The following is a 21,648-nucleotide window of genomic DNA, read 5'->3' as shown; positions in this document are numbered from 1 at the left end:
GTGCGGTCAGGGCGTGCGCCAGTCGGCGGCGAAGGCTGCGGCCGGGTTGGTGACGAGGAGGAGTTCGGGCAGCTCGGGGCCGAACTCCCGGGCCAGCCTGGGTGCGAGGGCGGTCAGCAGGTGGGTGGGACCGGGAGCGTGCCGGGCGGACCTGGTGGTGGTGTCCCCGCCGAGCAGGAGCTGTCCGGCGTGGCCCGCCTCGGCGAGGGCGGCGATGGTGTCGAAGAGGTGGTGGTCGGTCGCGTGGTTGGCCCGTGAGGGGCCGTCCAGCGCGATGTAGGCGCCGGTGGCGGCGAGTTCGCGGTGCAGCCGCAGGTCGGGGAAGCGGTTGAGGTGGCCGAGCAGGACGTGTCGCGGCGCTACGCCGTGCCGGTCGCAGAGCAGGTCCACCACGTCCGGTGCGGCGGTGCCCAGTTCGTGGTGGACGGCGATCGGGGCGCCGGTCGCGTGGTGGGCCTGCGCCGCCGCCGCCAGGACCCGCCGGGTGTGTTCGGCCAGGCCGTGGTACTCGCCCGCAACCTTGATCAGCCCCGCCCGGACCCCCACGGGTGCTCCCGGCAAGCCGGTGGTGAGCTCTCTGGTGAAGCGCTCGGCGAGCCCGTCGTAGCGGGCGCCCAGGGTGTCCGGGTCGTAGTGGGCCGCCTGGTGCATGCCGGTGGCGGCGACCACGTGGACGCCGGTCGTCCGGGAGAGCCCGGCGAGGGAGTCCGCCCCGCGGCCCATGCCGTGCGGGGTCCACTGGACGAGGGAGCGGCCGCCGGCCGCGGCGAAGGCTCGCAGGACCTCCTCGGCGGCTGCCGGGTCGTCCAGTTCCTGCCCGGGCAGCAGCGGACTGCGCAGGAAGAGGTGGTCGTGGGAGTCGGTGACGCCGAGTTCGGCGGGGTCGAGGTCGCCGAGAACGGTGCGGACGGTGCGGACGGTTCGGGCGGTGCGGGCCGTCCGGTCGGTACCGACGGACGGGCTCATGCGGGCGCCCCTTCCGGCGTCGCGGCCTCGGCGAAGGTCGCGGTGGCGACGCGCAGTCCGGCCAGGGCCTTGGGGACGCCGACGTACGGGGCCAGGTGGACGATGACCTCGACGACCTCCTCCCTGGTCATGCCGATCCGCAGGCTGTTGCGGACGTGGTCGGCGAGCTGGGGCTCCACGCCGCCGAGGGCGGTGAGGGCGGCGAGGTTGGCCACCTGGCGGTCGCGCAGGGCGAGGCCGGGGCGCTGGTAGGTGCCACCGAACAGGCTGGTGACGATCCAGTCGGGGAAGCCGGGGGCGAGGCCGTCCAGACCGCCCAGGGTGGCTGCGGCGACCGGGCCCGCGAGTTCGGCGAGGAGGGCGTAGCCGGCCTCGCGGTCCAGCGGGGCCGGGGTGAGGTCGGCGGGCGTCATCGTCGCGGGGGTGGTCGGGGGGCCGGCCGTGGGACCGGTCCCGGGGGCGGTCGGGGGTGTGGTCGGGGGCGTGGCGGCGGGACCGGTCGGGGCGGTGCTCGGGGAGGTGGTCACGGGTTGAGGAAACCTTTCACCAGTGGCGGCCGCTGGGCAGCCGGTCGAGTTCGGGGCGGGACAGGTGCAGCACCCGGTAGCGGATGCCGGGGGCGTCGTCCGGGGCCGGGCCGTGCCGGAGGGTGAACCGCACCAGCTCCCAGCGGCTCGGGTCCACGGCGACGGCGGCGGTGTGCAGGGCCGACCAGCCGGCGGAACCGCCGTATCGGGCGGGGTCCGCGACGTCGGCCAGGGCCTGCCGGACCGCCTCGGCCGGGTCGGCGGACTCCGGCAGCCGGACGGTGTGGAGGGTCGCGCTGGTCGGAGGCGTGGCGTTCGTGACCGGCACGGTCGCGCCGCCCGGCGTCGGGGCCGCGCCGGTGGTGGCCGCCGGGCCGTGCACCAGACCGGCGCCGAGCCAGTGCCGCACGACGGGGCGGCCGAAGTCCGCGCTCAGACCGCGGAAGCCCGGGCCCCAGAGGAAGCCGTTCATCCCCTCGGCGGTGCGCCAGAGGTAGAACGGCGCGTAGGCGTTGACCGGCGAACCGTCCTGTCCGCGCTCGCGGACCAGGTACGCCTTGAGGCCGAGGCCGGGGTGGTCGTCGAGCAGGTGGCCCTTGTCGGCGACGCGCTTGTGGATGATCCCCATGTCGTAGTCGGCGGGGAGGGTGATCTCGTACTGCATGGCGTGCACGGCGAGCTCCTCGGGTCGGTGGGCTGGCGGCGACCGGGTCTCCGGGCCGGGTCCGCACGCCGGGTCTCCGCGCCGTACGGAGGCGGCGGGACGACGCGGCGGACGGACGCGCGGGAGGGGCGTGCTGGAGGGGCCGGACGGGCGGTGCCACCGGCCCGCCCACAGGGTCCGTCCGGACGCCCGCGGATCAGGCCGTGCGCCGTGCGGCGAGCAGGCCGAGCGCCCCGCGGACGGCCTGCTCGAAGGGCTCGGCACTGCCGGCCGCGCGCGCCAGCACGTAGCCGCCCTGGACGACGGCGACCACGGCGGCGGCGGTGTCGGCCGGGTCGAGGCCGGGTGTGAGCTCGCCGGCGGCCTGCCCCTCGGCGACCAGGCCGGCGATCCGCCCGCGCAGCCAGTCGAAGGTCTCCTCGACGGGTCCGCGCAGCTCGGGATCCGCGATGACGTCCGGGTCCTGGGCCATCCGGCCGATCCGGCAGCCGCGCAGCACGTCGCGGTCGCGCCGCAGGTAGGCGGCGATGCGGTCGTACGCGCTGCCCGGCGAGGCGAGGTCCGCCTCGGCGACGCCGCGCATCTGCTCGGCACTGCGGCGCAGGGCGGCGGCGGCGAGGTCGGGTTTGCCGGTGAAGTGGTGGTACATGCTGCCCTGGCCGACGCCGGCGCGCTGCTGGATCGCCTTGGGGCTGGTGCCGACGTAGCCGCGCTCCCAGAGGAGCGACTGGGTGCTCTCGATGAGACGGTCCTGGGTGCTCATGCGGATCACTGTACATACCAGTAGGTACAGAATCCAGGGTTTGCCCGATCTCCACCGTCGACCGCGCCGGGGACGGGCCCCACGCCCCGGCCACCCGGACCGCCCGGACCGAGCCGGGGAGCGCCCGGGAAGCGCCCGGGAAGCGCCCGAGGACCGTGCGCCGCCCCCCGGCGGCCACGGCCCCTCGACGGTCCGTCTCCCCCTCCCCTCCGAGCGGCATTCCGTCGCGACCGGTGGCGCGCGTCACGCCACCTCCCCCGAGGCGACCCTGACGCCCCGCCAGGGCCGCTCGCCCGGGCCGCCGCGAGAACGAGCGCCGGCCGAACACGAGGCAAGGGGCTTGATCCACCGCGGACGGCTGGCAGGATGTCCGGCATGAGCTACCTCGCGGCGGATGACCGCTATGCCTCGATGACGTACCGCAAGGCCGGCCGCAGCGGGGTCCGGCTGCCGGCCGTCTCGCTCGGCCTCTGGCACAACTTCGGCGACGCCCAGCCGCTGGAGGTCCAGCGGGCGGTGCTGCGCCAGGCCTTCGACCGGGGCGTCACCCACTTCGACCTCGCGAACAACTACGGCCCGCCGTACGGCAGTGCGGAGCGCAACTTCGGCTACCTGTTCGCCCAGGACTTCCGCCCGTACCGGGACGAGCTCTTCATCGCGAGCAAGGCCGGCTGGGACATGTGGCCCGGCCCGTACGGCGACGGCGGCAGCCGCAAGTACCTGCTGGCCAGCCTGGACCAGTCGCTGGACCGGATGGGGCTCGACTACGTCGACGTCTTCTACTCGCACCGCTACGACCCGGACACCCCGCTCGAGGAGACGATGGGCGCGCTCGACAGCGCGGTGCGCTCGGGCAAGGCGCTGTACGCCGCGATCTCCAACTACCCGGCCGAGAAGCACCGGGAGGCCGTGGCGATCCTGCGCGAGCTGGGCACGCCGGCCCTGCTGAACCAGTCGGCCTACTCGATCCTCAACCGCTCCGTGGAGGAGGGCGTGCTGGACGCGGTGGGCGACACCCAGACCAGCCTGATCGCCTACTCGCCGCTGGCCCAGGGGCTGCTGACCGACCGCTATCTGTCGGGAGAGGTGCCGACGGGATCGCGGATGTCGGTCGGGAAGTTCCTGACCGAAGAGGCGCTCAGCGGGCCGAAGCTGGAGCGGCTGCGGGCGCTCGCCAAGGTCGCCGAGCGGCGCGGTCAGACGCTGGCCCAGCTGGCCCTGTGCTGGGTGCTGCGCGATCCGCGGGTGGCCTCGGTCATCATCGGCGCGAGCAGCGTGGCCCAACTGGACCAGAACATCGACGCGCTGGCCGGCGGTCCGCTGACGACGGAGGAGCTGGCGGAGATCGACCGGCTGAGTCTCTGAGTGCGGGAACGACTGACAACTGACAGCTGACAGCTTTCATCAGCTGTCAGCTGTCAGTTGTCATCTGTTCGCCGTCATCTGTTCGCTGCCACCTGTCACCTGTCGGCTGTCGGCTGTCGACTTCCAGGCGTCAAGCGGCCGTCCGTCAGCACTCAGCGGCGGATCCCCAGGACAGGCAGAACCGTTTCTGCAACTCGGTGGGCCTCCTCCAGCAACGGGTTGCCGGAGAGGATGAAGGTGTCGACACCCAGCGACTCGAACTCCTGCAGCCGCTCGACCACCTGGGCCGTCGAGCCGACCACCGCGGTGCCGGGGCCCGGGCGGAACAGGCTCATTCCCGGCCACAGGTTCGGATGGGTCTCCAGCTCCCGGGCCCGCGCGGGAACCCTGCCGCCGTGCTGGCGGAACTGCCGCTGCCAGCCCACGCCGTCCTCCCCCTTGGCGCCGCCCAGCTGGCGGGCGTAGGTCGCCTCGCTGGTCACGTCGAGCAACCGGTCGGCCGCCGCCCAGGCCTCGTCCTCGGTGTCGCGGACGATCAGGTGCAGCCGCAGTCCGATCCGCAGCGTCCGGCCGTGTGCCGCGGCCCGCTCGCGGACGAGGTCCAGCTTCTCCTTCAGCAGGTGCGGCGGTTCACCCCAGGTCAGGTAGACGTCCACGTGCTCGGCCGCCATCTCGATGCCGGCCGCCGAACTGCCGCCGAACCACAGCGGGATGCCGCCCGGCTGGACGGGCGTGAGCTCCCGCAGGCTCGCACCCGCGTTCTTCAGGTCGTAGAACTCCCCCTTGTGGTCGAACACTTCGCCCGCCGTCAGGCGCTTGACGATCGACCAGTACTCGCCGCTCAGCCGGTAGCGGTCGTCGTGCTCGACGTCCAGCCCGTACTCGCGCAGCTGCGCCGTCGACCCGTTGACCACGTTGAACCTCAGCCGGCCGCCGTGCAGGTGGTCGAAGCTGAGCGCCATCTTCGCCAGCAGGGTCGGCGAGACCAGCCCCGGGTGGACGGCCAGCAGGGGCTTGAAGGCCGGGGTGGTCGCCGCCGCGACCGCACTGCCGAGCGTCCACACGTCATGGAGATCGGTCGCGAACAGGGCTCCCGTGTAGCCCAAGCGCTCGACGCTGCCGGCCAGTTGCTGGAGGTAGCGCAGGTCGACGGGGCGACGGCCGGCCGGCTCCCAGGGGTAGTGCCCCTCGCGCGGGATGACGTACCAGAGGACTTCGGAGGCCACGGTTCAGACCGCCTTGGCGAGCGCGGCGGCCACCGGTGCCTCCAGTGCGGGCAGATGGGCGTCGGCGACGGTCAGCTCGCGGTCGACGAAGCCCACCGCGTGGAAGATGTCCGCGGCCTCCTGCTGCTCCGCGACGAACGCGGCGGAGGCGGGCTCCAGCCGCCAGGGCAGCGAGGACAGGGCCACCTCCCAGTCGGCCGGCGAACCGCCCAGGTCCTCCGCGGCGATCCGGGCCGCCTCGGCCGGGTGGGCGGCCACCCAGGCGTCCGCACGGGCCAGCGCGGCGGCGATCGCCGCGACCACCTCGGGGCGGTCGGCCGCGAACTCGCGGCGGGTGAAGAAGACGGAGCGGTCGGTGATGACGTCGCCGGTGCGCACCAGCTCGCGGAAGTCCCCGCTGCGGCGGGCCGCGGCGAGTTCCGCGCCCTGGGCGATCCAGCCGGCGATCTCGCCGGCGCGCAGCCGCGCGGCCTGGTCCTCGCCGGGCGCCGGACGCACCGGGGTGACGTCCTGACCGTACGAGAGACCGTGGGCGCGCAGGGCCTTGGCGAGCAGGTGGGTCTGCCAGGAGCCGACGCCGAGCACGACAGTGCCGCCCGCGAGGTCCGCCACCGTCCGGACCGGGCCGGCGTCCAGCACCAGCAGGGCCCCGTGGTCGGGGCGGGGAGCGGACACCGCAGCGTAGGCGATGTCGTGGCCGGCCGCCTGGGCCGTGACCGGCGGCGTGGAGCCGGTTCCGCCGAAGTCGATGGTGCCCTCGGCGAGCAGGGCGCCGGTTCGGGTGCCGTCGGTGTAGCGGTGGAAGGCGCCGGCCTCCCCGAGCGGGGCCAGTTCCTCGTCCAGGTAGGGAAGTCGGGCGAGGTAGTAGAGCGAGGGGTTGCTGGCGTGGACACCGAGGGTGACGGTCATCTGGTCAACTCCGTTGATGCGGTGTGGTGTTGTTCGATCCTGGTGGCGGTCGACCGCGGAGGTGGCGGCGGACCGGTGGGCGGGGCGGGTCAGTGGACCCCGAGGTCGGCGAGCAGTCGACGACGCAGGTCGGCGAAGGCCGGGTCGGCCGGGTCCCGCGGGTGCTCGACGGCGACCTGCTCGTCCCGGACGAGTCGGCCCTCGCGCAGGACGGCCACCCGGTCGGCGAGCCGGACGGCCTCGTCGACGTCATGGGTGACCAGCAGCACCGCCGGGCGGTGGCGCCGGACCAGGTCACCGACCAGGTCCTGCATGCGCAGCCGGGTCAGCGCGTCCAGAGCGGCGAACGGCTCGTCCAGGAGCAGCAGTTGGGGTTCGCGTACGAGCGCCCTGGCCAGGGCGACGCGTTGCGCCTCCCCACCGGACAGGGTGGCCGGCCAGGCCTCGGCGTGCTTGTCCAGGCCGACCTCGGCGAGCGCCTTCAAGCCTGTCCCGCGCGTCGTGGCGCCACCCGGCAGGCCGATCGTGACGTTGGCCAGCACCCGCCTGGAGGGGATGAGTCGGGGCTCCTGGAAGACCACCGTACGGACCGGCGGGACGAGCACCGTGCCCTCGTCGGCCTGGTCCAGCGCCCCGAGGATGCGCAGCAGGGTGGTCTTGCCCGTACCGCTGGCGCCCAGCAGGGCGACGAACTCGCCGCGGGCGATCGAGAGGTCGATGCCGTCGAGGACGGCCCTGGTGCCGAACACCCGGCGCAGGCCGCGCAGATGAACGGCGGGGGCGGCAGGACGGGCAGAAGCGGCAGCGGCCGGGGGAAGGGCCTGGGTCGTGCTCATCGGGCGGCTCCCTGGACGGCCTGGCGCCAGGGCATCAGCACCCGCTCCAGGATGCGCACGACACCGTCGGCGGTGAGTCCGAGCAGTCCGTAGATCAGGATGCAGACCGCGAGGACGTCGGTCCTCGAGTAGTTCTGTGCCTGGGCCATCAAGTAGCCGATTCCTTCAGTGGAGTTGATCTCCTCGGCGGCGATCAGCGCGATCACGCTGAGCGTCATGGACAACCGCAGCCCGGAGAGCAGTGCGGGCAGCGCTCCGGGCAGGACGACGGTGCGCACGATCGCCCAGCGGCCGAGTCCGAAGCTGCGCATCGCCTCGACCAGCTTGCGATCCGTGGTGCGCACACCCCCGGAGGCGGAGACGTACATCGGGAAGCTGGTGGCCACCCCGATCAGGGTGACCTTCGCCGTCTCGGTGATGCCGAACCACACCATGAACAACGGCACCAGCGCCAGGAAGGGGACGGTTCGCAGGACCTGGATCGCGGAGTCGAGCAGCTCCTCACCGAGGCGGGTGAACCCGGTGAGCACGCCGAGCACCAGCCCCGCACCGGCGCCGAGCAGCAGGCCGAGGCCGGCCCGGGTGAGGGAGACCGTGAGGGCGTCGACGAGCTGGCCGTTGCCCCACAACTCGCCGACGGCCTCGGCCACCTGGGCCGGCGACGCCAGGACGTCCGGAGTGAGCGCACCGGTGGCGGAGGCGACGGCCCAGCCGCCGAGCAGGGCGAGCGGCCCCAGGGTGCGCAGGGTCAGGGCGAGGGCTCGCGGGCGGGGCCGCTGCCGGACGGCCCGCGGGGTGACCAGTCCGACGGGCTGGGCGGGGTCGACGGGCTGAGCGGGGCCGGCCGGGTCGGCGGCTCCGGCGGGGTCGGCGGCTCCGCCGGGCGGGAGTGGTGCGCCGGGTGTGCGGCCGGGTGCGGCGGTGGTCACTTGGCACCCCCGCCGAGCTTGTCGATGTCGATCAGGTACGGCTTGACGTCCACGAGTTGCTTGGTGACCTTCTGGTCGGCGAAGAAGCGGGCGACGGTGGCGAAGCGCGCGGTGTCGGCCTCGGTGATGGCGCCGGCCGGGGCGCTCTGGGCGCTGACCTTCACCGCGACGTCCTTCTCGGCGGGGGTGACGGCGGTGGGGCCGGAGTCGGTGAAGACGTTGAGGTAGGCCGCCGGGTCAGCCTTCTCCTTGAGACCGTTCTCCCGGAGGTAGTCGTAGAAGGTCCTGACCACGTCCGGGTGCTTGTCGGCGAAACCGGTGCGCACGGCCCAGACCGCGTAGTTGTCGGATCCGACCTCCTTCCCGTCGACCAGGAAGTGCGCCGCGGAGTTGGCGATGGCGGGGGTGGAGAAGGTGTTCCAGGTCGCCCAGGCGTCCACTTGGCCGGAGTTGAAGACGCCTGCCGTCTGGTCGGCGCGCAGGTAGACCCGTTCGACCTTGTCGGCCGGGACTCCGCTCTTCTCCAGCGCCTTGAGCAGCAGGTACTCGCTGGTGCCGCCCTGGGAGACCGCGACCTTGCGGCCGACCAGGTCCTGCACGGTCCTGATGGGCGAGTCGTTCTTCACCAGGATGCCCTCGCCGACGCCGTCGGGGTCGGTGCGGGCGAACAGCTTGAAGCCGGGCTTCTGGGCCAGTGCGGCGACGGCCGAGGTGATCGAGCCCTGGGCCACGTCTAGCTGGTCGGCGGACAGCGCCTGCGCGGCGGGGGCGAACGGGCCGGCGCTGCCGGTCCAGGCGACCTTGGCGTGGACGGCGGCCAGGGCCCGGTCCAGGGAGCCGTCCTTCTTCCCGCGGGCGAGGAACCCGTTGTTGCCCGGGTCGGGCAGGCGCAGCACGATGTCGACCCTGTCGCCGGCCCCGCCGCCGGCGGAGGCCTTGGCGCCGTCTGCGGACGAGCCGCAGGCGGCCAGGGCGGTGGTGGCGAGCAGCGCTGCGGCGGCCAGGGCGAGGCGGAAGGTGTTCACGGGGGTCTCCAGGCGAGGGGCGGGCAATGGGCTGGCGAGGGGTGGGCAATGGGCTGGTGAGCGACGGGGGACGGATGACCGGCGACGGATGACGGATTTCAGATGACAGATTTCAACATCTGTCATCTGAAATCTGTTACCTGAAATCTGTCAGCTGAAAGCGGTCGGCCGGGAGCCGTCAGGGCGGCTCAGCCGGCGGCCGGAGTGGAGCGGCGGGTCCGCAGCAGCTCGCGGGCGGCGCGCAGTGGTTCCGGGTCGGCCCAGGAGTGGACGTCGACCGGCGCGGCGAGGAATCCCGCCTCCCCGAGGAATCGTTCCTGCTGCGCCAGCAGGTCGAGGCGTTCGTCCGAGAGGTCCAGGTGCAGGGTGCGGTGGCTGCCCGGCGCGTACGCCCCGGCGACGCCCTCCGCGCCTGCGCCGGTCTCGGCCCGCAGGATCCGGACCACCTCCGCCGGGTGCTCGGCCGCCCAGTCGGCGGCCTCCAGCAGGACCGCGAGGAAGCGGACGACCAGCTCCGGCCGCTCGTCCAGCAGCCGCTGGTGGACGGTCACCGGCCGGGGCGTCCCGTTGTTGACCCGGGCCCGGCGGTCCGGCGCGGCGTCCAGCTCCACGGCCACCTCCGCCCCGACCCGGCGGGCCGCCTCGACGGCGAGCGCCCCCTTCACGTACACGGCGTCCACCACCCCGTCCCGTAGCGCAGCCAGTTCCGCGGCCCACTGGCCGCCACCCGGAGGGCTCGGGACGTCGACCGGCTTCGCGTCGGCCAGGGTGAGCCCGGCGAGGCCGAGGGCCCCGCGGAAGCCGGCCAGCGCCATGGCCTGCCAGAAGTCGATGCCGATGTCATGATGTGGGATCGCCAGTCGCAGTCCACGCAGGTCGCCCGGCCCGGTGAGGCCACTGCCCGCCCGGACCAGGACGACCTGGCGCTCCTCGATCCAGGTCAGGCCGATCAGTCGGGTGGCCTCACCGCGCGAACGGGCCCACAGGGCGGGCACGTTGCCGCCCTCCCGGAAGAGGCCGGTCAGCGCGTGGGTGTAGTGGTGGTCGGCGGCCACCTCCGGCGGGGCGTCCTGCAGCGAACGGACGGCGATGCCGTCGGCGGCGAACTCCCGCGCGAGCCGGCCCTGGTCGGCGGCGATCCCGGTGGCGGTGGGCACCGGGCACCGCGTGAACCAGAGGGTGTCGAGAGGGCCCGACGGGCTGAAAGCGCTGGATGCGCCGGAAGTGCCCGGCGTGCCGGACCTGCCCGACGTGCCGGGAATGCGGGGAGTGCTGGGGGTGCGGCTTGGCACGGGATGCGTCCTCTGTGGAGGGCTTCGCCGGATGGCGGACGGCAGTTGGCGGATGGCGGCGGGCTGGAAGGGGGCCCGGAGGGCCGCAGCGCCCGGGGCGGCGGGGAGTCACCGCGCCGGTGGAGAACCGGGCCGTGCGGTGCGACCGGGGAGGGGGAAAGGCGTCAGCGACGACACGCGCGGGAGGCGGGGCACCGGTGGTTCGTCACGGTGTCGCTCCTTCCTGCGCGTCGGGTGTCGCGGTGGTGCGTCGGGCTGGGCGTCCGGCGCGATGCGAGGAGCGTTCCACGCCGATCGAGCCGCGGGCAAGGGCTTGCCACATCATGGGAGCACTTGTTCATCAACGGCATGCCATTGCAACGTCGTCGACATATTCCCGAAGCAATGGCTGCCCTACGCTGAGACTCCCTCCGGCGGTCCGACCGGAAATCCCCACCGAAACGCGAGGTGCCATGGCCGAGGCCGCCACCGCCGTCCAGAGTCCGCCGGCCGGTGCGCAGGCTGTCCAGCGTGCGCTGGGGCTGCTGCACTGCTTCCACGACAACGGCCCCGACCTGAGCGCCTCCGACCTGGCCCGCCGGATGGACCTCTCGGTCTCCACGGCGCACCGCCTGGCCCGGACCCTGGTCAGCGCCGGCTTCCTGGAGCAGGACGAGCAGACCGCCCGCTACCGGCTCGGCCCGGCCGTCGCCGAGCTCGGCCAGCTCTCCTTCCACCGGCGCGGACTGCACCTGGCCGCCCCCGAACTAGACCTGCTCTCCCGGCGCACCGGCGCGACCGCCGACCTGGCGATCCGCAGCGGTCCGCACGCGGTGATCCTGGTCGGCGCCTCCGTCCGCCCGGACAGCGGCCTCGGACTGCGCCGCCCGCTGCACTCCACGGCCCTGGGCAAGGTGCTGCTGGCCTGGCCGCGCCCGGGCGAGGCGGCGGTCTCCGCACTCGGGCCGCTGGCACCGTTCACCGAGCGGACGATCACCGAACCGGCACTGCTCGACGAGGAGTTGGCGAAGGTACGGACCGCCGGGTTCGCCCTCAACGACGGCGAGTCCGCCGCCGGGGTGCGCACGGTGGCCGTTCCGGTGCTGGACGGCTCCGGACTGGCCCGGTTCGCCCTCGCCGTCCGCTCGACCCCGGCGCACCTGACCGACGACCGGCTGGAGTGGTTCCTGGGCCACGCCCGCACCTGTGCCGACGCGCTCGCCGTCCTCCTGCTGCCGCCCGACCAGCGGGCCTGACCAGCCGGGCCCGACCAGCGGGCCGACCCGCCGGCGCGACCGCGGACCTGACCCGCAGGCCTGACCCGCAGGTCTGACCCGCAGGCGCAACCGGAAGCCGCAACCGGCGTGCCCGACACCACACTTGCACGAACCGTCACAACAGCACGGCGGACCGCCCGTTCCGCGGAGGAACAGGCGGTCCGCTAACTGGCAGTTCGCCGATCAGGCACCCGGGGTGTACTTGTAGCCGACCCGACGCACCGTCACGATGGTCTCCCGGTACGCCGGTCCGAGCTTGCGGCGCAGCCGGGCGACGTGGACGTCGACCGTGCGGCCGTCCCCGACGTGACCGTAGCCCCACACCGCCGAGACCAGGTGGTCGCGGGTGTGCACCCGCTGCGGGTGCTCGGTGAGGTGGGCGAGCAGTTCGAACTCGAGGTACGTGAGGTCGAGCAGCCGCCCGTCCACGTAGGCGTTGCGCCGCTCGGTGTCGACGGTGATGCCGCGCCCGGCGGGCCGGACCGGACGGGCTCCGGCGGGAGCGGGCGCCGGCCCGGGCACGGTGGCGGAGGGACCGGCGGCCGGACCTGCGGACAGCCCCGCCGGAGCGCCCACCGCGGTGTCGGCCGGCACCAGCACCAGGTACCCGACCATCGGGTTCCCGGCGGCGCCGAACTGCGAGCCGTACTGGGCGAGCAGTCCCTGCGGCAGCGCACCCTGCGGGAGGGCGGCGACGACGGTCGCCCCCTCGGGGAGCGCGGCGAGCAGGGCCTGCGGCGCCTGCGGGAGCGCCGCGCCCGGAGCCGGGATCACGGCGGCCGGCGGGAGCACCGCACCCGGCTGGGGCGCGGTGGCCGCGCCGACCTGACGGGGTGGGGCGGCGTGGGAGGTGCGCACGGGTGCGCCGGGCCATCGGTCGGCGACCGGGGCGGCGTGCGGGACGGAGGAGCCGGGGGCGCCGGACGTGCCGGGCCCGACCGGGGCGACGCCCGGGAGGGAGCGGACCGCGCGCAGGTGCGGGGTCGCGGTGGGCGGGTTCAGGGTGGCCGTGGAGGAGGAAGACATGGTGTACCGCTCATTTCGCGCGTGACGGACGGGGTGGAGTCGTCTGCGCGTCGACCGGGCGTCGTGCGGGGCTGATCCGGGATCAGCCGGCGGAGGGCCGGGACGCGCTGGGCGAGCCCGGACACGTCTGATCGAACAGGTGCGGCTGCCGGGACGGCCAGAACGGCTCGAGGTCGAGGCGACCCCTCCGGATGTCCTCGGCGCGGTCGGCGCGCCCGTTCCACCGCCCGGCCGGTCCGCCGTCGCACACCGCGGAGACCGCCCCGGTCCTGCGGGGGCGGCCGGCGGTGCCGGGGGCGGGGCTGGTGCAGGCGATGTTCACTGGTGGTCTCTCCGCGAGGCGGGGCCGGACGGCCCGCTGCGGGCACGCCGGGTGGGCGGGCCCGCGATCGGCCTGGTCAACGGGGGTGATGGTGCGCCGGAGGGCTGCCGGACGGGCCGGGGCGCCTGCGGCGGACCGGGAAACGGTCAGCCGGTCAGCGACAACAGGCGCTGCAGATCAGGGCCTGGTCGATGTAGCGGCGGGCGGTGAGTGCCGGCGTGACGGGGGCCGGGACGGTGGCGGCGCGTCGCTGGTCGACGGTCATCCTGAAGCCCTCCCCCTGGCTCTGCACTGCTGCGCGATCGCTCGGAGCGCGGTCGCGTGAACGGAACGTTTCCGGCCCTCCCGACGGCACGGCCGGGCGGCCTTCGTGTCCAGAGCCTTCCACGCCGCGCCGGTCTAGGCAACCTTCAGCACATGAAACGTCCGGGATGCGGACACCGGAATGAGACGGCGGGCGATGCATGGGCGCCTCGGCGGGCCCCGCGACTACGCGGAGCGCCACGACCGAGGCAGCCCCGGACACCCGCCGGGCCGGGGCCGGGCGGGCGCCACATACGGGATGACGCTCCATTGGAGCTGAATTGACGCTTCGTCAGGTCCGGGCCGAGGTCGGGGCACGGTGACGGCGGGCGGCCGCGTGCTCGACCAGCGCGACCAGGAGGTCCTTGCCGTCCTCGCGCAGCCGGGCGTCGCACAGCAGCACGGGGATCCCCGGGTCGAGGTCCAGCGCGTCCCGGACCTCGTCGGGCGAGAAGCGCTCGGTGCCGTCGAAGCAGTTCACCGCGACCACGAAGGGGATGCCGCGCTGCTCGAAGAAGTCCACCGAGGGGAAGCAGTCGGCCAGTCGCCGGGTGTCCGCGATCACGACCGCACCGAGCGCGCCGCGCGCCAGCTCGTTCCAGACGAACCAGAAGCGGTCCTGCCCCGGCGTGCCGAAGAGGTAGAGCGCGAGCCCGGGCCGCAGGTCGATCCGGCCGAAGTCCATCGCCACGGTGGTGGTGCGCTTGTCCTCCACGCCCGCGGTGTCGTCCACCGGGCGGCCCAGCTCGCTGAGCTCCTCCTCGGTGCGCAGCGGCCGGATCTCGCTGACGGCGCCGACCAGCGTGGTCTTGCCCGCGCCGAAGCCGCCCGCGACCAGGATCTTCACCGCGACGGCCGGGCCGCCGCGCCAGCTCGGGTCGTTGGCGCGGTCGGCGGGGGCGGTGGCGCCGTCGTGGTCAGAGCGCACGGAGTCCATTGATCACGTCTCGCAGCAGGCGCTCGTCCGGGAGCTCGGCGAGCGGAACGGGTCGGGTGACGCTGATCAGGTCGGCATCGTAGAGGTCGCCGAGCAGCACCCGGACGACGCTGACCGGCAGGTCCGTGTAGGAGCCGAGCTCGGCGACGGACAGCGGCTCGCGGCGGCACCAGGCCAGGATGGTCTGGTGCTCCGGGTCGAGGACGTGCGCGGGCACGGCCCCCGCGTCCGGCCCGGGATCGGCGGCGGTGATCAGCGAGATGAGGTCGAACAGGCCGTCCTCGACGGGCCGGGCGCGCCCGCGGGTCATCGAGAAGAGGCGCACCACAGGCCCGGCCTCGTCGTCGAACCAGCGGTCGTCGACCGGGGTGCGGGGACGGAACAGGTCGACCTCGAGCGCCTCCGGACCGTCCTCGTCGGGGCCGCCGTCGTCCGCGCCCTCGTCCGCGCCGTCGTCCGTGCCGCTCACGCCGCTCACAGCCTCGACCGGATGCGGGGCGACCAGGCGCGGGGTGACCACGCCGTCGGCCCCGGCCGGTCCGTCCGGGCCGGCCGTCACCCCGGGCACGCGCGGCCCGGACGGCTCGGACGCCCCGTCCGGGCCGGTCCGCCCCGCCGTCTCCCCCTTCGGATCCGCCATCGGACCGCTCATCTCACCGGCGGGGCGGTTTCGGTGCGCGGCTCGGCGGCCATGTGCTCGCCGACCCGCTTGACCAGCAGCGCCATCTCGTAGGCGATCTGGCCGATGTCCGCCTCGGCCTCGCTCAGCACGGCCAGGCAGCTGCCGTCGCCGGCGGCCGTGATGAACAGGAAGGCCTCGTCCAGCTCCACCATGGTCTGACGGACCCCGCCGACCTTGAAGTGCCCGCCGGCGCCCTTGGCCAGGCTGTGGAAGCCGGCCGCGACGGCGGCCAGGTGCTCGGCGTCCTCGCGGTCGAGACCGCGGGAGGCGCCGGTGGCCAGACCGTCGCTGGAGAGGATCACCGCGTGCCGCAGGGCCGCGACGCGCCCCACCAGGTCGTCCAGGAGCCAGTTGAGGTCCCCGGACGGCTGCGTCGAAGTGGTCATGAATCAGTTCCTTCCGCTGGAGCAGGTGGTGCGGGTGAAGCGGTCGTGCGGGTGAAGCGGTCACGCGGGTGGAGCGGGTGAATCGGGTCGTACGGTCATTCAGACGTTCCAGGACGTTCGGATGTTTCCGGCCCGTCGGGTCGTCCGGGCCCGGGTCCGTCGGGTCGTCCGGGCCCGGGCCCCTCGGTCCGCGCCCGCGCATCGGGTCGTACCGATGACGGTACGGGCCCCTCCGGCGCCGGGTTCACCGGGTTCAGGCGCACCGGTTGACCGGGCGGCACCCGGCGGGCCAGCGGCGCGCGGGTCGCCTCGGACGGCGCGGGCAGCGCCATCGGCGCGGGGGCCGGGCTGATCGCCCGGCGGGACGGGTCCGGGGGCTGCCAGGCGGGGACGGCTGCGGGCCGGGGGCTCGCCGGTGCCACGGGGGCGGTGAGGCCGCGACCGCGGGTGAAGCCGCGCTGGAACGAGGCGAAGGCGGCCCGCGCCTCCTCGGGCGAGCGCTCGCGCGCCGGTTCGCCGTCCCCGCTCCCCGCGCCGTCGCCGGCGGCGCCGCCCTCGGGGCCGGCCGCGGCACGGTCGCGGAGCCGGTTGGCCAGCTGGTCCTTGAGCTGCGGCGCGAGGTTGGCCTGCCGGACGCGCCGGGGCAGCCCGCCCGGAGTGCGCTGCACGGGCTGCGGCTGCGGGTCCGTCGGAGCGGCGGTACCCACGGCAGTACCCACGGCGGCACCCGCGGCAGTCCCGGCGACGCCCACAGGGCCGGCAGGGTCGGCGCCACCGACGGCGTCCACGGCGTCCACGGCTGCGTCCGCGAAGGCCGGCGCCTCCCCGCGGCGGTGCCGCCCCGTCCCGGGCGGGCCCTCGCCGTCGGCCACCGGGCCGCCGGACGGTGACGGTGCCGGCACCAGGACCGGCCCGCCCTTGGTGCGCGAGGCCCGGCGAGGCAGTCCGCCCGGTGTACGGCCGGGCTCGGGCAGGGACGGGCGGGGCCCGCCGCTGCCGCCCCGGTGCCGACCACCGGTGCCGGTACCGCCACCGACGGCCGTCGGCCGCGCCGCGGGCACACCGCTGAGGCCGTTCGCACCACTCGCACCACCCGCGCCGTTCACACCGCTCGCCCGGCCGGTGCCGGTGGCACCGCCCGTGCCGCGCGCGCCGCCCGGCGCGTCCGCTCCGGTCCCGGCGAGCGGGGGCACGGCGACCAGGTCGCGCTGCCCGCGCCGGGCCGGGCCCGACCGCTGTCCGGCCTGCGGCGGCTCGGGCCGCCCGTCCGGCGCCTCGGCGAGCAGCTCGCGCGGGATCAGCACGACGGCAGTCGTCCCGCCGTACGGGGAGGGGCGCAGGTGGACCCGGATGCCGTGCCGCCGGGCCAGCCGGCTGACCACGAACAGGCCCAGCCGGTCCGTGTCGGCCAGGTCGAACTCCTGCTCCACGGCCAGGCGCTCGTTGATCTCGGCGAGCAGCTGCTCGCTCAGCCCGAGCCCGCGGTCGTCGATCTCCAGGGCGAATCCGTGCGCGACGACCTCGCCCTGCACGGTGACCTGGGTGGTCGGCGGGGAGAACACCGCGGCGTTCTCGACGAGTTCGGCGATCAGGTGGGTGACATCGGCGACGGCGCTGCCGAGCAGGCCGGTCCCCGGGAAGGGCCGGACGATGACGCGGGCGTAGTCCTCGACCTCGCCGACCGCCGCGCGGACCACGTCCACCATCCGGACCGGCTTGCGCCAGGCGCGCCCCGGGGATCCGCCGGCCAGGATGATCAGGCCCTCGGCGTGCCGGCGCATACGGGTGGTGAGGTGGTCGACCTTGAAGAGGTCCTCCAGCTCCGCCGGGTCCTCGGTGCGGCGTTCCATGGTGTCCAGCAGCGTGAGCTGGCGGTGCAGCAGGACCTGGCTGCGCCGGGCCAGGTTGACGAAGACGGCCGAGACGCCGCGGCGCAGGTCGGCCTGTTCGACGGCGGCCTCGACGGCGGCCCGCTGGACGGCGTTGAAGGCCTGCCCGACCTGCCCGATCTCGGCCGAGCCGAACCGCAGCTCGGGGGCCTCGGCGGCGACGTCCACCGCCTCGCCGCGGCGCAGCCGCAGCATCACGGAGGGCAGTCGGGTGCCCGCGAGTTCGTTGGCGGAGTTGCGCAGGCCGATGAGTTCGCGGGCCAGGCCGCGCCCGATCCGGTAGGAGATCAGCACCGACAGCACGACCGCGACCAGGCCGATCGCCCCGGCGATGCCGCCGCGCCAGAGCAGTCCGATCGCCGCGGACCGCTCGCGGTCGCCGATCCCGGCGGCGATGCGGGAGTTGATGGCGGCGAGGTCGCCGAGCGCCCGGTCGGCGGTCTCCCGCCAGGAGTCGCCGTTGATGGCCTGGGCGACCCGTTCGGGGCCTCCGGCGCCGACGAAGTCCGCCTCGGCGCGGGCGAGCGCGGCCCAGGCCTCGCCCCCGCGCAGCGCGATGTAGTCGGCCTGGTCGGCGGGTTCGAGCTCGGCGATGTAGACGGTGAACAGGGCCTGCTGGTTGTGCAGGGCGTCCAGCGCGACCTGGTACTGCTCACCGGTGGGCCTGGCGACGCCGGCGCGCAGGCCCTCCATGGCCGCGTCCTCCTGGGAGAGGTACTCGCGGGCGCGCACCAGCTCGATCAGGATCGTCCCCTGGCGGGGGAGTTGGCCGGTCTGCCGGGCGACGTAGGCGGAGCGGAAGCCGAACACCGGCTTGACCAGGTCGCTGTACTGGTCGAGCGCGAACTCCCAGTTGAGCGCCGAGCGGCCGACCTGGGCGCGCAGCGGGCCCATCTGGTCGGCCGCGGCGACGATCTGCAGGAAGCGGCCGCGCTGGGCGCTGGAGAGCTTGCCCCCGGAGCCGTCCATCTTCTGCCGCAGGACGTCGAGGCTGTGGTCGGTGGCGGTCTTGGCGCGCTCGTAGGCGTCCTTGGCGGCCCGCGAGTTCGGGTCGGCCAGGCGCTGGACGGCGGCCCGCCGCTCGTTCTGCAGGTCGGTGGCGTACTGGTCGACCGGAGTCCCGAACTCCTTGTACGTACGGGTGATCTCCAGCTGGCCCCAGACGTCTCCGGTGGTGGCGAGGGTCGCGTACACCCACAGGGCGGTGAGGGCGACGATGGGCACCAGGAGCAGCGCGATGATCTTCGCGCGGATCGAGCTGCTGCGCAGACGCATGGAGTCCTCGGTCGGGAAGTGCCAGGCGCGGACGGGGAGCGGTTCGGAACGGTGGGGCGGTCCGGGCGGCGGGAGCCGGCCACGGGCGGTGCTGCTGTGCCGGTGTTGCGGGCGGGGCTCGGAGCCGTGGGGGCGGTCCGGGCCGGTCGGGCGGCGTCGGGGCGTGGGTGCGCAGGTCCTGCGGGGGTCCTGCACGGGTGTCGGGTGCGGTGCGGAAGGGGCCGCGGGGCTGGTCGGCGTGGATGGTGCGTCGTCGGATCGGGCCTGGCCGGGAGGCCCCCGGCCGCAGGTCTGCGAGAGCCTACTACGCCCTGACCACTCGTTCGAGGGTCGAACCCACCCACTTCTCCGGCTCGACCGGGACACGTCAGGAAGCGGTCCCGATCACCGCCGCCAGCCGTCCGGATCCTCCCTGGACGCCCCGTTTGCCCCGGTGGTCGGCCGCACACGACTCCTCCCCGCGCCCGACACTTTCCGTGCGGCCCGGTGCCGATCTCGTCGCGTCACGGTCACAACCCTGGGCAGCGAAACGACGATCCGATAGTTTCGCTGCACCTGCGCTGCCCGGCAGCACCGCCATGCCCTCCGGGCGCCACGGGCACGGAACGGCCCGCGAACGGCCCGGTCGGCGACAGCCGCCGGCGGTGGCACGGGCCCTGCGGGGCACCGGCCGACGGCACGGCACCGGCGGTGGCGCACGGGTCCGGCCCAGGTGCGGGTACGGGCCCCGGCCCGGTGCGGGTACGGCAGGACCACGGGCACGGCAGGAGCACGGCGCGGGCGGTACGGCCGCGGGACGCGAGACGCGAACGGGGGGATTGTGCGCGAGTTCACCACCCCCGCCCTGGCCGGGCCCGGGGCCACCGGAGGACTCGCCGACTCGCTCTACGACACCGCCGAACGCACGCCCGACCTCGTCCAGCTCGCCCGCCGCACGCCACCCCCCGCCGGCGCCGGCCACGGCGGACCCGGCACCGGCTACGGCAGTCCGGGCACCGGCCACGGCGGACCCGGCAGCCAGGGCGGTCCCGGCGCCGCCGGAAGCCCGGACCCGTCGGAGCAGTGGGAGCCCGTCACCGCGCGGGAGTTCCGGGACGAGGTGCTCGCCCTCGCCAAGGGCCTGCTCACCCGCGGCGTGCGCTACGGCGACCGGGTCGCCCTGATGTCCCGCACCCGCTACGAGTGGACACTGTTCGACTACGCGCTCTGGTCGATCGGGGCGATCACCGTCCCGGTCTACCCGACGGCGGCCGCCGAGCAGGTGCGCTGGATCCTCGCCGAGACCCAGGCCGTCGCGTGCCTGGTCGAGGACGAGGACGCCGCGATGACGGTCGGGGCGGTCTGCGACGCGCTGCCCGACCTCACCGGCATCTGGCAGCTGGACCGCGACTGCGTGGCCGCGATCGTCGAGGACGGCCGCGACGTGCCCGACTCGCTGGTGCACCGCCAGCGCCTCGGCGTCGCCGCCGGGAACATCGCCACCGTCGTCTACACCTCGGGCACCACCGGGCGCCCCAAGGGCTGCCTGATCACCCACGCCAACCTGGCCGCCGAGGCCGACGCCCTGCTCGGCGGCTGGGGCGAGGCCTTCCGGGACACCGGCGGCGGCCAGCCGTCGACCCTGCTGTTCCTGCCGCTGGCGCACGTCTACGGCCGGGCCGTCCAGATCGCGGCGATCCGCGGCGGGCTCCGGATCGGCCACGTCCCCGAGGTCTCCACCGACGCGCTGCTGCCCGCCCTGGCCTCCTTCCGGCCGACCTTCCTGAACGCCGTCCCCTACGTCTTCGAGAAGATCTTCCAACAAGCCCGGCAGGCCGCCGAGGACGCCGGGCGCGGGGAGCTCTTCGAGCAGGCCCGGCAAGTGGCCGTCGACTGGGCGGCCGCCCGGGAGCAGAAGGTGTTCGGCCGCGGGCCGGGCCCCGGGCCGAAGCTGAGGTTGCGCCACCTCGCCTACGAGCGGACCGTCTACCAGCGGCTGCGGGCCGTGCTCGGCGGCCGGGTGCGCAGCGTGATGTGCGGCGGATCCTCGCTCCGCCGGGACCTCGGCCTCTTCTTCACCGGCGCCGGACTGCAGCTCTACGAGGGGTACGGGCTGACCGAGACGTCCGCCGCGATCACGGCCAACCCGATCGGCCGGCAGAAGCCGGGCACCGTCGGACACCCGCTGCCGGGCTGCTCGGTCGCGCTCGCCGACGACGGCGAGGTGTGGGTGCACGGCGACTCGGTCTTCGGCGGCTACCTCAACCACCCGCAGTGCACGGCCGAGTCCCTGGTCGACGGCTGGTTCGCGACCGGCGACCTGGGGCGGCTGGACGAGGACGGCTACCTGACCATCACCGGCCGCAAGAAGGACCTGATCGTCACCAGCAGCGGCAAGAACCTCGCCCCGTCGGCGCTGGAGGAGCGGGTGGCCGCGCATCCGCTGGTCTCCCAGTGCCTGGTGGTCGGCGACGACCGGCCCTACGTGGCCGCGCTGATCACCCTCGACCCCGGCGCACTGGCGCACTGGCTGAAGACCCACGGGCGCGAACAGCTGGACCCGTGGGCGGTGCTCGCCGACGAACAGTTGCACACCGAGATCCAGCGCGCGGTGGCGGCGGCGAACACCGCGGTGTCGCGGGCCGAGTCGATCCGCGCGTTCCGGCTGCTGCCGCGGGAGTTCAGCCAGGAGCAGGGCCTGCTGACGCCCTCGCTGAAACTGCGCCGGGCGGCCATCGCCGAGTACTACGCCGAGGACGTCGCGGAGCTGTACGTCTCCTGAGCCGGCGCGAGTGCCGCCCCGATCCGGCCCGCCGCCCCGCCCCCACCGGCACGTCCGATAGGTCGGTGAGCCGCCGGTTCCACCGCCCTTGTGCGGTACGTCTCCTGACGGGTCGTCTCGTCCTCTTTGCGGCCGGGCGGGCGGCACTCGGTTCACCCGCCGTTCCCTTGACGGGCCGATTGGTCCAGTCCATTGTTTCTCCTCGGTCCGCGTGCGGCGCACCACCCGCTCCCGCCCCTCGGGGAGCGCCCCGGTTCCACGGTCCCGATTCCGCCACGCCCTCCCCACGGGCGCGGCTCCCCCACCCCG

18 protein-coding genes are annotated in these 21,648 nt (G+C 74.6%); 3 read left to right on the top strand and 15 right to left on the bottom strand.

Annotation, left to right across the window (positions count from 1 at the left end; genetic code table 11):
- Positions 1–6: 6 nt before the first annotated feature.
- From ACIA8Q_RS03845 to ACIA8Q_RS03830, 4 genes are all read right to left on the bottom strand, one after another.
- Positions 7–966: a phosphotriesterase gene (locus ACIA8Q_RS03845; RefSeq protein ID WP_360213941.1), complete on the bottom strand. Its 960-nt coding sequence runs from the start codon at positions 964–966 to the stop codon at positions 7–9.
- The gene (locus tag ACIA8Q_RS03840; protein ID WP_360213939.1) at positions 963–1,493 is read right to left on the bottom strand and encodes a carboxymuconolactone decarboxylase family protein; all 531 of its coding nucleotides are present in this window, start codon (positions 1,491–1,493) and stop codon (positions 963–965) included. Before ACIA8Q_RS03840 ends, ACIA8Q_RS03845 begins: the two co-directional genes overlap by 4 nt.
- A gap of 16 nt (positions 1,494–1,509) precedes the next feature.
- Entirely contained in the window at positions 1,510–2,166 is a 657-nt protein-coding gene (locus ACIA8Q_RS03835; RefSeq protein ID WP_360213937.1) for a DUF4865 family protein, read from the bottom strand.
- A 187-nt stretch (positions 2,167–2,353) separates the two neighbouring features.
- Complete coding sequence (locus ACIA8Q_RS03830; RefSeq protein ID WP_360213935.1) at positions 2,354–2,920, bottom strand: TetR/AcrR family transcriptional regulator; 567 nt, start codon at positions 2,918–2,920, stop codon at positions 2,354–2,356.
- A 375-nt stretch (positions 2,921–3,295) separates the two neighbouring features.
- Here ACIA8Q_RS03830 and ACIA8Q_RS03825 point away from each other — a divergent pair, with 375 nt between their 5' ends.
- Positions 3,296–4,285, top strand: a complete 990-nt coding sequence (locus ACIA8Q_RS03825) for an aldo/keto reductase (RefSeq protein ID WP_396316715.1) — start codon at positions 3,296–3,298, stop codon at positions 4,283–4,285.
- Between the two features lie 152 nt (positions 4,286–4,437).
- Here the strand turns inward: ACIA8Q_RS03825 and ACIA8Q_RS03820 are convergent, their stop codons facing one another.
- From ACIA8Q_RS03820 to ACIA8Q_RS03795, 6 genes are all read right to left on the bottom strand, one after another.
- Positions 4,438–5,511, bottom strand: coding sequence for an LLM class flavin-dependent oxidoreductase (locus ACIA8Q_RS03820; protein ID WP_360213931.1), 1,074 nt, complete (start codon positions 5,509–5,511; stop codon positions 4,438–4,440).
- A gap of 3 nt (positions 5,512–5,514) precedes the next feature.
- Entirely contained in the window at positions 5,515–6,420 is a 906-nt protein-coding gene (locus ACIA8Q_RS03815) for an ABC transporter substrate-binding protein (RefSeq protein ID WP_360213929.1), read from the bottom strand.
- An 89-nt stretch (positions 6,421–6,509) separates the two neighbouring features.
- A complete protein-coding gene (locus ACIA8Q_RS03810) occupies positions 6,510–7,256 on the bottom strand; it encodes an ABC transporter ATP-binding protein (RefSeq protein WP_360213927.1) in 747 nt (248 codons plus the stop codon).
- On the bottom strand, positions 7,253–8,059 hold the full coding sequence (locus ACIA8Q_RS03805) for an ABC transporter permease (protein ID WP_396316765.1): 807 nt from the start codon (positions 8,057–8,059) through the stop codon (positions 7,253–7,255). The genes ACIA8Q_RS03810 and ACIA8Q_RS03805 overlap by 4 nt, the downstream gene beginning before the upstream one ends.
- Before the next feature lie 122 nt (positions 8,060–8,181).
- The gene (locus ACIA8Q_RS03800) at positions 8,182–9,210 is read right to left on the bottom strand and encodes an NrtA/SsuA/CpmA family ABC transporter substrate-binding protein (protein ID WP_396316714.1); all 1,029 of its coding nucleotides are present in this window, start codon (positions 9,208–9,210) and stop codon (positions 8,182–8,184) included.
- A gap of 188 nt (positions 9,211–9,398) precedes the next feature.
- Positions 9,399–10,367, bottom strand: a complete 969-nt coding sequence (locus tag ACIA8Q_RS03795; protein WP_360213923.1) for an ABC transporter substrate-binding protein — start codon at positions 10,365–10,367, stop codon at positions 9,399–9,401.
- A 587-nt stretch (positions 10,368–10,954) separates the two neighbouring features.
- On the opposite strand from ACIA8Q_RS03795, the gene ACIA8Q_RS03790 reads away from it, so the two are divergent.
- Positions 10,955–11,737, top strand: a complete 783-nt coding sequence (locus ACIA8Q_RS03790; protein WP_360213921.1) for an IclR family transcriptional regulator — start codon at positions 10,955–10,957, stop codon at positions 11,735–11,737.
- Between the two features lie 204 nt (positions 11,738–11,941).
- Here the strand turns inward: ACIA8Q_RS03790 and ACIA8Q_RS03785 are convergent, their stop codons facing one another.
- The 5 genes from ACIA8Q_RS03785 to ACIA8Q_RS03765 form a co-directional block, all read right to left on the bottom strand.
- Entirely contained in the window at positions 11,942–12,532 is a 591-nt protein-coding gene (locus ACIA8Q_RS03785; RefSeq protein WP_387897503.1) for a winged helix-turn-helix domain-containing protein, read from the bottom strand.
- A gap of 1,169 nt (positions 12,533–13,701) precedes the next feature.
- The gene (locus ACIA8Q_RS03780) at positions 13,702–14,346 is read right to left on the bottom strand and encodes a GTP-binding protein (protein ID WP_396316713.1); all 645 of its coding nucleotides are present in this window, start codon (positions 14,344–14,346) and stop codon (positions 13,702–13,704) included.
- Positions 14,327–14,986, bottom strand: a complete 660-nt coding sequence (locus tag ACIA8Q_RS03775) for a DUF742 domain-containing protein (protein WP_360213919.1) — start codon at positions 14,984–14,986, stop codon at positions 14,327–14,329. Before ACIA8Q_RS03775 ends, ACIA8Q_RS03780 begins: the two co-directional genes overlap by 20 nt.
- Before the next feature lie 8 nt (positions 14,987–14,994).
- Positions 14,995–15,414 (bottom strand): roadblock/LC7 domain-containing protein, encoded by a 420-nt coding sequence (locus ACIA8Q_RS03770; protein ID WP_360213917.1) that lies wholly within the window; start codon positions 15,412–15,414, stop codon positions 14,995–14,997.
- Between the two features lie 95 nt (positions 15,415–15,509).
- Positions 15,510–18,578 carry a nitrate- and nitrite sensing domain-containing protein gene (locus ACIA8Q_RS03765; RefSeq protein WP_360213915.1) on the bottom strand — a complete coding sequence of 1,023 codons (3,069 nt, stop codon included), beginning with the start codon at positions 18,576–18,578 and terminating at the stop codon, positions 15,510–15,512.
- A gap of 820 nt (positions 18,579–19,398) precedes the next feature.
- Between ACIA8Q_RS03765 and ACIA8Q_RS03760 the strand changes: the two genes are divergently transcribed.
- Complete coding sequence (locus tag ACIA8Q_RS03760) at positions 19,399–21,339, top strand: AMP-dependent synthetase/ligase (protein WP_360213913.1); 1,941 nt, start codon at positions 19,399–19,401, stop codon at positions 21,337–21,339.
- Positions 21,340–21,648: the final 309 nt, after the last annotated feature.

The organism is Kitasatospora sp. NPDC051705, from assembly GCF_044453265.1.
In the GTDB taxonomy this organism is placed as follows: domain Bacteria; phylum Actinomycetota; class Actinomycetes; order Streptomycetales; family Streptomycetaceae; genus Kitasatospora.
This window is presented reverse-complemented; position numbering and strand designations above follow the sequence as displayed.